Source organism: Arthrobacter sp. BGA-UO-ETr-C19 (assembly GCF_059568005.1).
This window is the reverse complement of sequence record NZ_JCAQPC010000022.1, coordinates 31,000-45,574: the sequence shown is the minus strand read 5'-3', so window position 1 is coordinate 45,574 and position 14,575 is coordinate 31,000. Positions and strand designations below refer to the sequence as shown.

General features: G+C 67.0%; 14 protein-coding genes. 9 read left to right on the top strand and 5 right to left on the bottom strand.

Annotation, left to right across the window (positions count from 1 at the left end):
* The first annotated feature begins 49 nt into the window (after positions 1-49).
* From AC57BR_RS15080 to holA, 4 genes are all read left to right on the top strand, one after another.
* Complete coding sequence (locus tag AC57BR_RS15080) at positions 50-235, top strand: hypothetical protein (protein ID WP_496361944.1); 186 nt, start codon at positions 50-52, stop codon at positions 233-235.
* 66 nt (positions 236-301) lie between these two features.
* A complete protein-coding gene (locus AC57BR_RS15075) occupies positions 302-1,378 on the top strand; it encodes a ComEA family DNA-binding protein (RefSeq protein ID WP_496361942.1) in 1,077 nt (358 codons plus the stop codon).
* A gap of 127 nt (positions 1,379-1,505) precedes the next feature.
* Complete coding sequence (locus AC57BR_RS15070) at positions 1,506-3,326, top strand: ComEC/Rec2 family competence protein (protein WP_496361940.1); 1,821 nt, start codon at positions 1,506-1,508, stop codon at positions 3,324-3,326.
* A complete protein-coding gene (gene holA, locus AC57BR_RS15065; protein WP_496361938.1) occupies positions 3,263-4,276 on the top strand; it encodes a DNA polymerase III subunit delta in 1,014 nt (337 codons plus the stop codon). The genes AC57BR_RS15070 and holA overlap by 64 nt, the downstream gene beginning before the upstream one ends.
* A gap of 302 nt (positions 4,277-4,578) precedes the next feature.
* On the opposite strand, the gene rpsT is transcribed toward holA, so the two are convergent.
* Both rpsT and AC57BR_RS15055 read right to left on the bottom strand, forming a co-directional pair.
* Positions 4,579-4,839 carry a 30S ribosomal protein S20 gene (gene rpsT, locus AC57BR_RS15060; protein ID WP_111903413.1) on the bottom strand — a complete coding sequence of 87 codons (261 nt, stop codon included), beginning with the start codon at positions 4,837-4,839 and terminating at the stop codon, positions 4,579-4,581.
* A 185-nt stretch (positions 4,840-5,024) separates the two neighbouring features.
* On the bottom strand, positions 5,025-5,570 hold the full coding sequence (locus AC57BR_RS15055; RefSeq protein WP_496361936.1) for a type II toxin-antitoxin system PemK/MazF family toxin: 546 nt from the start codon (positions 5,568-5,570) through the stop codon (positions 5,025-5,027).
* A gap of 182 nt (positions 5,571-5,752) precedes the next feature.
* Here AC57BR_RS15055 and lepA point away from each other — a divergent pair, with 182 nt between their 5' ends.
* Positions 5,753-7,606, top strand: a complete 1,854-nt coding sequence (gene lepA / locus AC57BR_RS15050) for a translation elongation factor 4 (RefSeq protein ID WP_307103078.1) — start codon at positions 5,753-5,755, stop codon at positions 7,604-7,606.
* 39 nt (positions 7,607-7,645) lie between these two features.
* Positions 7,646-8,875: a radical SAM family heme chaperone HemW gene (gene hemW, locus AC57BR_RS15045; RefSeq protein ID WP_496361933.1), complete on the top strand. Its 1,230-nt coding sequence runs from the start codon at positions 7,646-7,648 to the stop codon at positions 8,873-8,875.
* Between the two features lie 97 nt (positions 8,876-8,972).
* Here hemW and AC57BR_RS15040 read toward each other — a convergent pair whose 3' ends face one another.
* Together AC57BR_RS15040 and AC57BR_RS15035 are read right to left on the bottom strand one after the other, a co-directional pair.
* Entirely contained in the window at positions 8,973-9,392 is a 420-nt protein-coding gene (locus AC57BR_RS15040; RefSeq protein WP_076802815.1) for a DUF4870 domain-containing protein, read from the bottom strand.
* Positions 9,393-9,522: 130 nt separating this feature from the next.
* The gene (locus AC57BR_RS15035) at positions 9,523-10,374 is read right to left on the bottom strand and encodes a DUF3097 domain-containing protein (protein WP_496361931.1); all 852 of its coding nucleotides are present in this window, start codon (positions 10,372-10,374) and stop codon (positions 9,523-9,525) included.
* Between the two features lie 212 nt (positions 10,375-10,586).
* On the opposite strand from AC57BR_RS15035, the gene hrcA reads away from it, so the two are divergent.
* From hrcA to AC57BR_RS15020, 3 genes are read left to right on the top strand one after another with little or no spacing between them, the layout of a single operon-like run.
* Positions 10,587-11,600 (top strand): heat-inducible transcriptional repressor HrcA, encoded by a 1,014-nt coding sequence (hrcA, locus tag AC57BR_RS15030; protein ID WP_496361929.1) that lies wholly within the window; start codon positions 10,587-10,589, stop codon positions 11,598-11,600.
* A 58-nt stretch (positions 11,601-11,658) separates the two neighbouring features.
* Complete coding sequence (gene dnaJ / locus AC57BR_RS15025; protein ID WP_496361927.1) at positions 11,659-12,786, top strand: molecular chaperone DnaJ; 1,128 nt, start codon at positions 11,659-11,661, stop codon at positions 12,784-12,786.
* Between the two features lie 2 nt (positions 12,787-12,788).
* Positions 12,789-13,559 (top strand): 16S rRNA (uracil(1498)-N(3))-methyltransferase, encoded by a 771-nt coding sequence (locus AC57BR_RS15020; RefSeq protein WP_496361925.1) that lies wholly within the window; start codon positions 12,789-12,791, stop codon positions 13,557-13,559.
* Positions 13,560-13,594: 35 nt separating this feature from the next.
* Here the strand turns inward: AC57BR_RS15020 and AC57BR_RS15015 are convergent, their stop codons facing one another.
* Positions 13,595-14,512: a GerMN domain-containing protein gene (locus tag AC57BR_RS15015; protein WP_496361923.1), complete on the bottom strand. Its 918-nt coding sequence runs from the start codon at positions 14,510-14,512 to the stop codon at positions 13,595-13,597.
* Positions 14,513-14,575: the final 63 nt, after the last annotated feature.

Genomic DNA, 14,575 nt, shown 5'->3' with positions numbered 1-14,575 from the left:
GTGCTTGGCCACTGGTAGTACAGTCTCCCCACCGAGCAAGGAGACTCCCATGTCCATGCAAGTCCACCACGTAGCCCAGCTGGACCGGGACGTGTCTGACGAAGTCACGCAATGGCTGAAGTACCTCAAAGGCCAGGTGACCAGCGTCCAGTTCCTCACCACCACGATCCCTGATCCCAAGGAGCCGGAGAAGTGGCGCGTGCAGTACGAGGCGTACATCACGTACCAGCGGTAGCGGCGCTATCCACATAGGGCACGACGGGGCTGTCGGGAGGACCGCCCGTTTCCTAGCGTGGTGGGTATGTCACGCCGGACCGCTGGAGCCGCAGCCAGCGCTCAGCCGCGCGTTGGTGAGGGGCGCGCCGGTCATGGACGTGACTCCGCGCAGCAGAGGGTCACCGACGGGCGGGCTGCCAGAAGGCTGGCCGCCTCACTCGGGCCGCCCGCCGGGCCCGGCCTTACCGGCGATGAAGAGCCCGAGCGGCTGCCCGGCAGCGCCCACTCGGGACTGCTTGGGACGGGCACGGGCGGCGGCTTTGCTTACGGCCGGCAGGCCGGTGCGGCCGGGTCTGCGGCGTCCGGCGAAGTGGCCGAACCACGGTTCCGCTGGCGCCTGGGCATCCGTGCCGCGGCAATGGTGGGCGTGCTGTCACTGATTGGCGCAGCCTTGCTCTGGTGGCAGGTGGCTGCCAACGGTCCTGTTGTCCTTCCGCTCAGCTCAGTGACTCAAGACGCGGCGGGAGAACCGCCCACCAGCACCCCTGACCAGGAGAGCGGCAGCCCGGACAGCGGCGGCACGGAAAGCAGTGGGCCGGACGAAAATGGGAAAGACGCTGACGGGACGGCCCCTGGAAGGACGAACAGTGACGGGGCGAACAGTGACGGGACGCCGGTCGGGAACGTCGTGGTGCATGTCGCCGGAGCGGTGAAGAAGACCGGAGTGGTTAGGCTCCCGCGGGGAAGCCGGGTACATGAGGCCATCGCTGCCGCCGGGGGAGCCAGCCCGGAGGCGGAGCTCGACCGGCTCAACCTCGCCTCCCTGCTGGAAGACGGCCAGAAAATCTACGTACCGCGCCGTGGCGAGGCAGCACCAGCTGACAAATCCGGCCCGGCAGGCTCATCAGGAGCAGGCGCCGCCGAAGCCGAAGGAACCTCCGGGCCTGCAGGCGAGGGCAGCGGCAGCGGAGGCAAGATCAACCTCAATACCGCCACCGCGGAAGAACTCGCTGAGCTGCCGAAGGTTGGCCCGGTGCTGGCCCAGCGCATCGTCGACTGGCGCACACAGCAGGGACCTTTCAAGTCCCCTGAGGAACTGGACGCCGTCGACGGAGTCGGTCCCAAAATGCTGGAAACGCTGCTTCCGCTGGTGACCGTCTGAAATGGACGGCAGGAACGGACGCGCGCCCAGCCGGTGGCACCGCTATGTCCAGGCGGCCGTGGATTGCCCAAGGGCTGGCTCCACGCCGGGTGAACCTTTCCCTGGCGGTTCCGCGCCTGCTGATTCTGTGCCGTCACAGCCTACCTCCCGGCCCGGTCCCGCGAGTGCGCTCGGGCAAAAGATCCGGGCTGACATCCGCCGGCGTCTGCTGCCAGACGAACGGGACGCGGCCTCAACCGAGCCGAACCGCCGCCGGACCGACCTTCGCCTCGCCCCGGCTGCGCTTCTGGTGTGGGCCGCCACCGTCGCTGGACCATGGCTGACACCGGCCACACTCCTGCTCGCGTGGGGCGGTCTCGTCGCGTGCGCCGGATCGATGCTCGCCATGGTTCTGCGCAGGAAGAAAGCGGGAGGTCACTGGCGGCGCAGTTTCCTGACCACCCTGACTGCTGCACTCATGCTTGCCGCGGCATCGACCGCCCATTCGGCAGTGTCCTCGGCCCAGTGCCACGACGAGCAGGTGGCAGGACTGGTCGCCGGGCGGGCATCAGTAGTGGCGGAAGCTGAGATCACCGGGGCACCCCGTGCCCTCAAGACGCCCGGCCCCTCCGGGCGTGCCGAACGCTGGGCAGTGGGAGCGGTGGCCCGGTCATTGACGTCGGGAGGCCAGGTAACGCACGCGCGTCTTCCGGTGGTCATCATCGGCGGGCAGGAGTGGCAGCACGCCGGCACCGGCCAGGTGCTCCGGGTCACCGGAAAGCTCCGGCCCCCGGACGCCGGCCGGGTGGAGGCGGCGATCCTGAGCGCGTCATCACCGCCCGTCAGGCTCGCAGCAGCGCAGGACTGGCAGCAGGCACCCGCCGCCCTGGGCCGGCGTTTTGCCTCGGACGCCGCCTGGCTGGCACCCGACGCGAAGGGTCTCCTCCCGGGCATGGTCACGGGCGATACCGGCGGCCTGAGCGAGGAACTCGAGGCAGCCATGAAAACCGTGGGCCTGACTCACCTGACGGCCGTCTCCGGCGCCAACTGCAGCCTGATACTCGGCGCCCTGCTGTTGGGGGCACGCTCGCTGCGCCTTGCCAGGATTCCGGCCGCGGCTGTCGCTCTCTCCGGCCTCGGATTGTTCGTCCTCATGGTGGGCCCCGATGCCAGCGTGCTGAGGGCATCGCTGATGGGCGCGGTTGCTATCGCATCCCTGGCAGGCGGCCGGGCTGGCCGCGGACTGAGTTTCCTTTGCCTGGCCGTGATTGCCCTGCTCCTCGTGGAGCCCGAACTGGGCATCAGCTTCGGGTTCCTGCTCTCCGTCCTTGCCACCCTCGGGATAATCGTGCTGGGCCGGTGCCTGATGGGCTGGTTTCCAGCGGGCGTGCCGCGCTGGGTGGCGGCCGCTATCGCCGTACCCCTGTCAGCCCAAGTGCTGTGCGGCCCCGTCATTGTGGTGCTGCAGCCACAGTTTTCGACCTATTCGCTGCTGGCCAACGTGCTTGTTGCCCCGCTCGTTGCACCCGTCACCATCCTGGGCACGGCTGCCGTGGCGTTCCTGCCCCTCGCACCTTGGCTGGCGGCGGTACTGATCGGCGTGTCCGGCTTCTTCGCCGGTGGTGTGGCAGCCATCGCCCGGTTCACCGCCGGTCTTCCCGGCGCTGCGCCGCCTTGGCCGGAGGGCGTGTTCGGGTTGCTGACCATGCTGCTGTTCTCCATTGTGACTTTGCTTGCGGTCTGGATGGCCTCCCATCCCGCCCGGACAGTCAAGATCGTCCTTGCTGCGCACGCCGGCACGGCCCGGCTCCTCGACCGGCTGCCGGAGGCCAACTTCCGCCGCGGCAGCCCCAGCGGCCGTGGGAGACTTAGAGTCTGCAATCTGAACTCCGGGAGGAACTACCAGTGGCCGCTGCCCAGCAACGACCGAAGACGCCGGCAGCCAATTCGGCGACCTGGCGGGACGTAACCCCTGCGGCGGTCGTCCTGATCACGGGCCCTGAGGAGTACCTCGGCATCCGGGCGATGGACCGTGTCCGGACACAGGTACGGACGGCCGCGCCGGACGTGGAAATTACCAGGCTCAGTGCCGGAGCGTACGAGCCCGGGGCGCTGGCCATGAACGTCAGCCCGTCACTGTTCGGCGAGAGCAAGCTGATCGAGGTGGACGGCCTCGAAGCGATGAACGACGCCTTCCTGGCGGATGCACTGACCTACCTCAAACACGTGGAACAGGACGCTGTCCTCGTGCTCCGGCACGGCGGCGGAACCCGCGGCAAGAAGCTCCTCGACGCAGTGAAGGCCGGGGGATGGCCGACTGTCGACTGCCAGCCGATGAAAAAAGATGCGGAAAAGACCGCCTTTGTCACTGCGGAGTTCAAGGCCGCCGGCAGGCGGATCACACCGGAAGCAGTGCAGTCCCTGGTCAACGCGGTCGGCGCCAACCTGTCCGAACTGGCGGCGGCGTGCAGCCAGCTCATTGCCGACGCCTCCACCGCCGTTGACGCTGACATGGTGGACCGCTACTACGGCGGCAGGGTCGAAGCGACGGCCTTCAAGGTGGCCGACGCTGCGATGGCAGGAAACGGTCCGGTCGCTCTGTCCACACTCCGTCACGCACTGGCCACCGGCGCAGACCCGGTGCCGCTGGTCGCTGCCCTGGCAGCGAAGCTGCGGACAGTCGCCAAGGTCGCCGGCGCCAAGGGCTCGGCGGCGCAGATCGCCAAGCAGTTGGGCATGCAGCCGTGGCTGGTGGAGCAGGCACAGCGGGACGTCCGGAGATGGACGCCGGAGGGCCTGGCGCGGTCCATCCAGGTCACGGCCGAAGCCGACGCGCAGGTCAAGGGACTGTCACGTGATCCTGTCTACGCCGTGGAACACGCCGTGACGGTGATAGCGGCTGCCGCCCGCGGCCGCTAGCTGTACTGTCCCGGCCCGCGGGCGCCCGGTCAGTTAGTAGGACCGGCTCAGTTTGTAGGCGGGCTCAGTTTGTAGGGCCCCGGTCAGTTTGTAGGCTCAGGGTGAGGGGGCGGTTGTGACTGACGGATTGTTGAGCGGTCCGCCCGGGCGCTGGTCCAGGCAGAGGTAGTCCAGACAGAGGTAGTCCAGACGCCGTCGGAAGCGACGCCGTCGGCCGTTAGCGCCGCCGTCGGACGTTAAAGAGAAGTGGCCGGCACCAATGGTGCCGGCCACTTGCATCAGTTCAGATGAACTGGAAAACCTTAGAGTGCGTTGACCTTCTTGGAGATCGCCGACTTGCGGTTTGCAGCGTTGTTCTTGTGCAGAACACCCTTGCTGACAGCCTTGTCCAGCTTACGGCTGGCAGAAACGAGCGCAGTAGTAGCAGCGTCCTTGTCGGAGGACTCAACGGCGGTGTTGACGGCGCGGATGGCCGTCTTCAGCTCGGACTTGACTGCATTGTTGCGCAGGCGAGCCTTCTCGTTGGTCAGGATGCGCTTCTTCTGGGACTTGATATTTGCCACGTGTGAACTCTCTTTGTAATGCGGAAATGGTCTAGAGGGCTTTCAGGCTGGCCTTGACTGAGCGGCGTGGGGATACCTATGGCGGCCAGCCATCAGTGACCGTCGACCTGCACGGACACACAGCTATAAATCTTAGCAGGTCTGGGCCATTTGTGGCCATTCAGCCACCGGACGGCGCGCCGGCGTCATTTCCAGCCGTGCAGCCGCCGTAACTCGTCCGCCACCAGCCTAAACGTCTTCCGGTCCAGAACCGACCCCTCGCGCCGGATGTCAGCCGGGTGGAGCTGCAGGACGCGGTCCAGTTTGGCTTCGCTGGGCCGGCCCTGCCTGTCCCAGGGGCCGGTGCCGATATCCACGTAGTCGAGGCGGGCACGCGGGTAGCCGTCGTGGTCCTTGCTGGTCAGCATCAGGCCCAGCAGATACCGCCCATGGCTGCCAACAAGGAGGACGGGCCGGTCCTTGCCGCGCGAATGGTCCTCTTCGAAGGGAACCCAGGTCCACACGATCTCGCCGGGGTCCGGGCGGCCGTCCGGGGAAGGGGAGTACCGCAGCGTCGCCGTACCGGTGAAGTCGCCCGGGTAGGTGCCCGATACGCCGCCCCGGAGCCGGGATGCGTTTCCGGGCCTGCCCCGGGCGGGCGCGGGAGTCCGGCCCGCCGGCTCCCTCAGCACGCCGAGGAAGCGGAGCGATGCGCGGACGGCGCCGCCGATGGAAGAGAAGTTCAAAGCCATGCGGGCCACCCTACCTGCGCGGCCTCCGGAGCTGGCGGACCTGCCGGCGTGCGGGCCGCGCAAAATGTACTGCCAGCGCCCCGGACGTGGGAGACTAGAGGTTCAGATATTGCGGCAGGCAGCAGGATGGCCAGAGTTCAGCCTGAACAACGCCGCTGAAATGCCAACAGTAAGGACCCTGCGTGTCTCCCATGGCCCGCACCGCCCCGGTGCCCGCCGCGACAGATCCGGCCATTATTCGGAATTTCTGCATCATCGCGCACATTGACCACGGTAAGTCCACCTTGGCCGACCGCATGCTGCAGTTCACCGGCGTCGTGCAGTCCCGCGACATGAAGGCCCAGTATCTGGACCGCATGGATATCGAGCGGGAACGCGGCATCACCATCAAGTCCCAGGCTGTCCGCATGCCCTGGGAGCTCGATGGCAAGAGCTACGCCCTGAATATGATCGACACGCCGGGCCACGTGGACTTCACCTACGAAGTTTCCCGTTCTCTCGCCGCCTGCGAGGGTGCCGTTCTGCTGGTGGACGCAGCGCAGGGCATTGAGGCCCAGACGCTCGCCAACCTGTACCTGGCCATGGAGAACGACCTCACCATCATCCCGGTCCTGAACAAGATCGACCTGCCGGCCGCCCAGCCGGAGAAGTACGCCGCCGAACTGGCCAGCCTGATCGGCGGTGATCCCGAAGACGTGCTGCTGGTCTCCGGCAAGACCGGCGTGGGTGTCGAGGCACTGCTGGACAAGATCGTGCGCGACCTGCCCGCACCGGTCGGCGACCCCGAGGCACCTGCCCGGGCCATGATCTTCGACTCCGTCTACGACACGTACCGCGGTGTGGTCACCTATGTCCGCGTGGTGGACGGCATGCTGCACCCGCGTGAGCGAATCCAGATGATGTCCACCAAAGCCAGCCACGAACTCCTGGAAATCGGCGTCAGCTCCCCGGAGCCCATACCGTCCAAGGGCCTGGGCGTCGGTGAGGTCGGATACCTCATCACCGGTGTGAAGGATGTCCGCCAGTCTAAAGTCGGCGACACCGTCACCAATCTGGCCAAGCCCGCCGCTGAATCGCTGAGCGGCTATGCCGATCCCAAGCCGATGGTGTTCTCAGGCCTCTACCCGCTCGACGGCACCGACTACCCCGTGCTCCGCGACGCGCTGGACAAGCTCAAGCTGAACGACGCCGCCCTGATCTACGAACCGGAAACCTCCGCAGCACTCGGCTTCGGCTTCCGGGTGGGCTTCCTGGGCCTGCTGCACCTGGAGATCGTCCGTGAGCGCCTCGAACGTGAATTCAACCTGGACCTGATCTCCACGGCGCCGAACGTGGTCTACGAGGTCACGCTCGAGGACAAGAACGTGGTCACTGTGACCAACCCCAGCGAGTTCCCCTCCGGGAAGATCAATGAGGTCCGCGAACCGATGGTGGCCGCGACAATCCTCGCGCCCAACGAGTTCGTCGGTGCCATCATGGAACTCTGCCAGGGCCGCCGCGGCGTCATGCGCGGCATGGACTACCTCTCCGAGGACCGGGTTGAGCTGCGGTACTGGATGCCGCTGGCCGAAATTGTTTTCGACTTCTTCGACCTGCTCAAGTCCAAGACGCGCGGCTACGCCTCGCTGGACTGGAAGGCCGACGGCGAACAGGTCGCCGACCTTGTCAAGGTGGACATCCTGCTCCAGGGCGAACAGGTGGACGCCTTCAGCGCCATCACCCACAAGGACAAGGCCTACGCCTACGGCGTGATGATGACCGGCAAGCTGCGCGAACTCATCCCGCGCCAGCAGTTCGAGGTGCCCATCCAGGCGGCCATCGGGTCCCGGATCATCGCCCGCGAGTCCATCCGCGCCATCCGCAAGGACGTTCTGGCCAAGTGCTACGGCGGTGACATCTCCCGTAAGCGCAAACTCCTGGAAAAGCAGAAGGAAGGCAAGAAGCGCATGAAGATGGTGGGGCGCGTGGAAGTGCCGCAGGAAGCCTTCATCGCAGCCCTGACCACCGACGAATCCAAGGACAAGGCCAAGAAGTAGTGGTGATGACCGTGGCTGGAACCTCCGGAGGCCGCACGCATGCCTAGCGTTCTTCCCCTGGGTGACCCCGCGCCGTCGGACGGCCTCCTGCCGCAGCAGGCCGCCAACGGTGCAGCCGACCGGGCCTTCGGGCTCTACGTGCACATCCCGTTTTGCGCGGTGCGCTGCGGTTACTGCGACTTCAACACCTACACCGCAACCGAGCTTGGCGGCGGCGCGTCCCAGGACGCCTACGCCTCTACCGCCATCTCGGAAGTGGACTTTGCCGCGCGGGTCCTTAAGGAGTCGGGCCTGCCTGCCCGCAAGCTGAGCACCGTCTTCTTCGGCGGCGGCACGCCCACGCTCCTGCCGGCCGAGGATCTGGCGCGGATCCTTCGTGCCGCCATAGACACGTGGGGGATCGAACCCGGTGCCGAGGTGACCACGGAAGCAAACCCGGACTCCGTCACGCCGGAATCTCTGCAGCTGCTCGCGGACGCGGGCTTCACGCGGGTCTCCTTCGGCATGCAGTCCGCCGTGCCCCACGTGCTGAAGGTCCTCGACCGTACGCACACCCCGAGCCGTGTCCCGCTCGTGGTGCAGTGGGCGCGCGACGCCGGACTCGCCGTCAGCCTGGACCTCATCTACGGCACCCCCGGCGAGTCACTGGAGGACTGGCGCTTTTCGCTGGAGACCGCGCTGTCGTACCGGCCGGACCATATCAGCGCCTACGCGCTGATTGTCGAGGACGGCACCAAGCTCGCCGCCCAGATCCGCCGTGGCGAAGTTCCGGGAATCGACGACGACGACCACGCCGACAAGTACGAACTCGCCGACCGGATGATTTCCGACGCCGGCCTGCACTGGTACGAGGTCAGCAACTGGTCCGCTGCACCGGAGCAGGCGTGCCGTCACAACCTCGCCTACTGGCGCGGGGACGACTGGTGGGGCATCGGACCCGGCGCGCACTCGCATGTGGGCGGGGTGCGCTGGTGGAACGTCAAGCACCCCACGGCGTATGCCGGCCGGCTTGGCTCCGGCGCCTCACCGGCGGCAGGACGGGAGACCCTTGACGCGGAAACCCGGGGCGTCGAAAACGTCATGCTGGAAGCCCGACTTTCGTCCGGGCTTCAAACCGCTGCGCTCTCCCCGTCAGGCCGGAAGGCCGTGGCCGGGCTGATCGCCGACGGCCTTGTGGTGCCCGAGGAAGCCTTCCGGGGCCGCCTGGTCCTCACACTGAAGGGCCGCCTGCTGGCGGACGCCGTGGTCCGCAGGATCCTCCCGGACTAACGCCTTAATCCGCAACGCGGGGTCACTTACAGCCCAATATCCTTAGCGGATTGGGCTGTAAGTGACCCCGCGTTGTTGTTGGTGGTTATTCGCCCGGCTACTTAATCCAGCGGAGGTTGTACTGGTACCGGTGCGGCTGGCCCTTGTTGACGTGGACGCCGGCGGACACCGCGAAGCAGGTCAGCGCAATCCAGATGAGCGTCGCCAGCACGGCGAAGAGGTTGCCGACGACGGGAAGCAGCACCAGGAGGTTGGCCACGAAGGCCGCAATCGTCGGCGGCAGGGTGAAGTTGAGGGCTTCCTTGGACTCCTGGGCTGTGAACGGGCCGCGGTCGCGGAAGATGAGGTAGATCAGCAGCGCCGGAACACAGCCGAGGATGCCTCCGAAGTGCGCTAAGGTGGCCCACTGCCGGTCCTCGCTGGCGGTCAGCGGAAGCGCGTTGGCCGGAACCCCATGGTACTGGGGCAGGTCCTGTCCGGACTGTGTGTCCCTGCGGTCGCGAGCGTCTTCTGCCACGGTGTCTTCCTTTAGCTTGCGTTGGTGCGATAGTGCATTGGGCGCCGGGGCCGCGGTGCGGTGACGCCGTACCAAGGATACCGGGCTGTGCGGGCAATCGCGGTCCGAACGCCGGATCGCGGGACTGAAGCTACGGAACTGTTAGAAAATCGATGACCTCTTCCACCCGGCCCAGCAGGGCGGGCTCTAGGTCGGCGTAGGTGCGCACGGCGCCGAGGAGTTTCTGCCAGCCGAGGCCGATGTCTTCCTTGGTCTCGTGCGGCCAGCCGAAGGCGGTGAGGATGCCGGTTTTCCAGTCCGTGCCGCGCGGCACCACCGGCCACTGCGGAATGCCCAGCACCGATGGCCGGATGGCCTGCCAGACGTCAACGTACGGGTGGCCCACAATCAGCACGTTTCCGGCGGCGCCGGGGGACGCCATGACGGCGTCGGCGATCCTGGACTCCTTGGAATCAGGGACCAGGTGGTCCACCAGAACTCCCAGCCGGCGGCCGGGACCCGGGCGGAAGGAGGCAACGGCCGCTGCCAGGTCATCGATGCCATGGAGGGGTTCGACGACGATGCCCTCCACCCGGAGGTCGTCGCCCCAGACTTTTTCCACGAGTTCGGCGTCATGCTTGCCTTCAACCCAGATCCGGCTGGCCTTGGCTACCTGCGCGCGCTGCCCTTCCACCCGCACAGAACCCGACGCCGTCCGTGCAGCGCGCTGCCCTGCGGGCTTCGCCTTGGGTGCCGGGGGCATCAGGCGGATCGGCTGCCCCTCCAGGAGGAATCCGAAGCCCAGCTTGAACGACCGCGACTTTCCGCGGCGGTCCTCGAGCGCCACCAGGTGCATGCCGCCGGACTTCTCCACGCGGGTCACTGCGCCCACCCAGCCTGACTGGACGTCCTCGAGCACCATGCCGCGCTCCACCGGCACCTCGGGCAGGCTGTTCTTGGCGGGCGCTGCGATCTCCTGCGGGCCCCAGGTCTGGTACTGCATTCGTTCACCGCTCTGCACTCGGAAGGAGCCGCTCCGGCCGCGGGCATGCCGCCGGGGGACAGGCGCCCGGAATTTCGCCCGGAGCGGTACCAATGCTAACAACGCGGCGACTCATATTAGACTTGTTAGCACTTAGGCATGTCGAGTGCTAACCACAGCGTTTGCGGGCAGGATTGTCGCCCGGCGCGGTTATGGCCAAAAGGAGGTGGACTGTGAGCGAACCACGGAAGCTTGAGGTGCTGCGCGCCATCGTGGAGGACTATGTCCATTCCCGCGAACCTGTCGGCTCCAAGGCCCTGGTGGAACGGCACCATCTGGGCGTTTCCAGCGCCACCATCCGCAACGACATGGCGGCGCTGGAGGATGAGGGCCTTATTACGGCCCCGCACACCAGCGCAGGCAGGATTCCCACGGACAAGGGTTACCGCCTGTTCGTTGATCAGATCTCGGCGGTCAAGCCGCTGTCCCCGGCAGAGAAGCGCGCCATCCAGTCGCTGCTCGAAGGGTCAGAGGACCTGGACGACGTCCTGGACCGGACGGCCCGGCTCCTCTCCCAGCTGACCAACCAGGTCGCCGTCGTGCAGTACCCGCACCTGAGCCGCGCCGTGGTCCGGCACATCGAATTCGTGCTGCTGGCGCCCCGGAAGGTGCTGATCGTGCTGATCGCAGACTCCGGGAAGGTGGACCAGCGTGTCGTCGACGCCGGGCAGGACCTGTCGGACGACACGCTCGCCAACTTGCGCACCCGGTTCCTGACAGGAGTTGCCGGAACGCCGGTGGCCAGCCTGCCCCAGCACCTGGCCGCCGTCGTGGCTGGCTGCACGCCGGCCGAGCGCCTCGTTGCCATGGCCCTCGGCAAGGGACTGGAGGGTCTCGCCCACAACAGCCGGGAAGACCGGATGGTCCTGGCCGGAACGGCCAATCTGGCGCGGTCCAACGTAGACTTCCCGCTCAGCATTGGACCTGTGCTGGAAGCCCTCGAGGAGCAGGTTGTGATGCTGCGGCTCTTGAGCGACATGGCGCAGGACCCGCGCGGCGTGGCTGTCAGCATCGGCCGCGAAAACCCGTACGACGGGTTGGCCGAGGCGTCGGTGGTGGCCACCGGCTATGGACCCGACGCCAGTGCCAAAGTGGGCATCCTTGGCCCCACCCGGATGGACTATCCCACCACCATGGCCGCCGTGCGCGCGGTGGCCCGCTACCTTTCGAGGATTCTGGGCCCGTGACCGCACGCCCCGGGCATCCTTTGACCACAGGCAGTACAACCAGGAAGAGATACGAACTTTGAGCAGCCACTACGACGTTCTTGGAGTCTCCCCGGAAGCCACCGGCGAGGAGATCAAAAAGGCCTACCGCAAGCTGGCCCGCTCGCTTCACCCGGACGTCAACTCCGGGGAAGACGCAGCCGAACGGTTCAAGGCCGTCACCCACGCCTATGAGGTGCTGTCCGATCCGCAGAAGCGCAGGGTCTACGACACCACCGGCAACGAGAACGGCACCGACAACGGCTTCGGCGGTGGCGGCTACGCCGGCCAGGGCTTCGCGTTCCAGGACATCTTTGACACCTTCTTCGGCGCCGGCGGCACGTCCGGGCCCGCGTCGCGCGTCCGCCGCGGCCAGGACGCGCTCATCAGCGTCCGGATCGACCTGCGGGACGCCGTCTTCGGTGTCAACAAGAAGCTGGAAGTGGACACGGCCGTCACCTGCCCCACCTGCGAGGGCTCCTGCTGCCAGCCGGGCACGCATCCGGAGCGCTGCGACATCTGCGGCGGCAGCGGCCAGGTACAGCGGGCGGTGCGTTCCATCCTCGGCCAGGTCATGACGGCCGCCCCCTGCGGTTCGTGCGAGGGCTTCGGCACCGTCATCAAGGACCCTTGCAACGAATGCAGCGGCCAGGGACGCATCCGCAGCCGCCGGTCCCTGACCATCAAGGTTCCGGCCGGTGTGGCCACGGGAACGCGGATCCAGCTCTCCGGGCAGGGTGAGGCCGGCCCCGCGGGCGGCCCGTCCGGCGACCTTTACGTGGAAATCCGGGTCAACAACGATTCCACCTACATCCGCGAGGGCGACGACCTGCACGCGACCCTGAACATTCCCATGACCGCTGCTGCCCTTGGCACGGAACTGAGCCTGGAAACCTTCGATGGCAAGCAGGAGATCGACGTCAAGGCGGGCACGCAGTCCGGCGAGATCATCACCCTCCGCGGCCTCGGTGTCACGCACCTGCGGGGCTACGGCCGCGGTGACCTCAAGGTCCACCTGCAGGTGGAAACCCCGGCCAAGCTCGACCCCGCCCAGGAAGACCTTCTCCGGCAGTTGGCCAAGCTCCGCGGCGAGCAGTTCTCCGAGGGCAAGCTCGCAGCCAGCGGCGGCGTCTTCGCCAAGCTGCGGGACCGCCTCGGTAACCTGTAGCGGTGAGCAACCCCGTTTTCTTCACCCCGGCCGGCGCGCTGGACGGCACGGTTCCCGGTTCTGTGTTCGTCCTCGACGGCGCCGAGGCCCGGCACGCGGTCACCGTCAAGCGCCTCGCGGTGGGGGAGCAGGTGGACCTTGCCGACGGCGCCGGCAAACGCATCACCGGAACCGTGACGGATGCCGCCCCCGCCGAGCTGACGGTCGAATGCACCTCCGTCAGCGTGGAACCGCGGCCGGACGTGCGTCTGGTCCTCGTCCAGGCCCTCGCCAAGGGTGACCGGGACGAACTCGCGATCGAAACCGCCACCGAGCTGGGGATCGACGCCGTGATCCCCTGGCAGTCGGAGCGTTCCATTGTCAGGTGGAAGGGTGACCGGGCGTCCAAGGCGCACGGGAAATGGCAGTCCACCGTGGCTGCGGCTGCGAAGCAGGCGCGCCGCGCCTGGATCCCTGAGGTGCGTCCCGCCGTCGACACCCAGGCTCTGGCAAAGACCGTGGCGGAAGCCGGTCTTGCCGTGATTCTGCACGAAGATGCGGTGACGCCGCTGCGGCGGGTTCTCGGCAAATGGTCTGAGGAGCGCCAGGAGGCGGCCGGCCCCGGCGAGATTCTCCTCATCGTTGGCCCTGAGGGGGGCATCAGTCCCCGGGAGGTCACCCGGCTGTGCAGCGCCGGGGCGGTCACAGCATTGTTGGGACCGCACGTCCTGCGGTCATCGACGGCGGGACCGGCCGGCGTCGTGGTTGCCAGCGACGTCCTGGGCCGCTGGTAACTTCTCGCGGCCGGAACCGCTAGTGAACTGTGACCCTAGCGGACCGTGAAGCCTCGCGAGTCCACGTTGAGTTCGTCCTCGGGCTTGCCCGGGCCAATCTGGGAGACGCGCACCTCGTAGTTGCCGGGCGCGAGATTGACCGTGATGCCGAAGACTCCGGCTGCGGCGGGATCCGCGGCCGCAGTGGCTTCGCCAGTCAGGTAGCTTTCCTTGTCGCCGTTGTCGTGGACCTTGAGGATCCGCCAGTGGAGTTTGCCGTTGGGGACGGTGCTTCGTCCGGAGATCTTGACCCGGCCGTCGCCGACTTCGGTGCCCTGCTGCGGATCGATGATCCATACCGGCGCCACCATTCCGGCGCTGCGGGACGTGGGGGCTCCGAGCTTGACGTGCTTGAAGGCCAGGTAATCGGTGTGCCCGTCCACCAGGATCACCACTTCGATTTGCTGGCCGGCGTCAATCAGGCCTGAACTGGCTCCTGCGGCCGTTGCGGTGTACACCAGTTGCTGGATGGCCCGCTGGGCCATGTCCGCGTCAAGGTTGCTGTTGAAGGCATCGGCGGAAACATCCACGGTAATGACGTTGGTGCCCGAGATCGACGTCGCGAGGTTCTTGGGGTTCTGCCACGGCGTGAAGTAGTCCGGATCCAGGGGAGTCTCCGACATCATGGCGCGAAGGGCCCGCGTGATCGGGTTCTCATCGTCCGGCACGTCGCGGAACTCGCGGTACAGGAAAACGTTGCTGTTGCTGCGCCCGATCCAGTAGACCGGCGCCTTGTTCGAGGACTGCGTTGTCTCCAGTGGCGCGCTGGTAGTGGGAACGCCGTCCGTGCCGGCGGCCCGGCGCGACGAGGACGTCGGAGAGTTGGCGGAGGTCACGGCGGGATCGGGATCGGCGATGCACCCTGACATCAGCAGGGCAGCCGGAAGCAGCGCGGACAGCAGCACGGAGCGCATCCGCGGTACTTTCCGGCCCGGAGTTCCTGGCTGACTGATGCTGGCGATCCCTTCGAATAAGCA

What these genes read in the sequence shown, in the direction of transcription:
- AC57BR_RS15080 (WP_496361944.1), top strand. Translation starts at nt 50, where the DNA reads ATGTCCATGCAAGTCCACCACGTAGCCCAGCTGGACCGGGACGTGTCT.
- AC57BR_RS15075 (WP_496361942.1), top strand. Translation starts at nt 302, where the DNA reads ATGTCACGCCGGACCGCTGGAGCCGCAGCCAGCGCTCAGCCGCGCGTT.
- AC57BR_RS15055 (WP_496361936.1), bottom strand. Translation starts at nt 5,570, where the DNA reads ATGGCTTTGAACTTCTCTTCCATCGGCGGCGCCGTCCGCGCATCGCTC.
- hemW (WP_496361933.1), top strand. Translation starts at nt 7,646, where the DNA reads ATGCCTAGCGTTCTTCCCCTGGGTGACCCCGCGCCGTCGGACGGCCTC.
- AC57BR_RS15035 (WP_496361931.1), bottom strand. Translation starts at nt 10,374, where the DNA reads ATGCAGTACCAGACCTGGGGCCCGCAGGAGATCGCAGCGCCCGCCAAG.
- AC57BR_RS15015 (WP_496361923.1), bottom strand. Translation starts at nt 14,512, where the DNA reads ATGCGCTCCGTGCTGCTGTCCGCGCTGCTTCCGGCTGCCCTGCTGATG.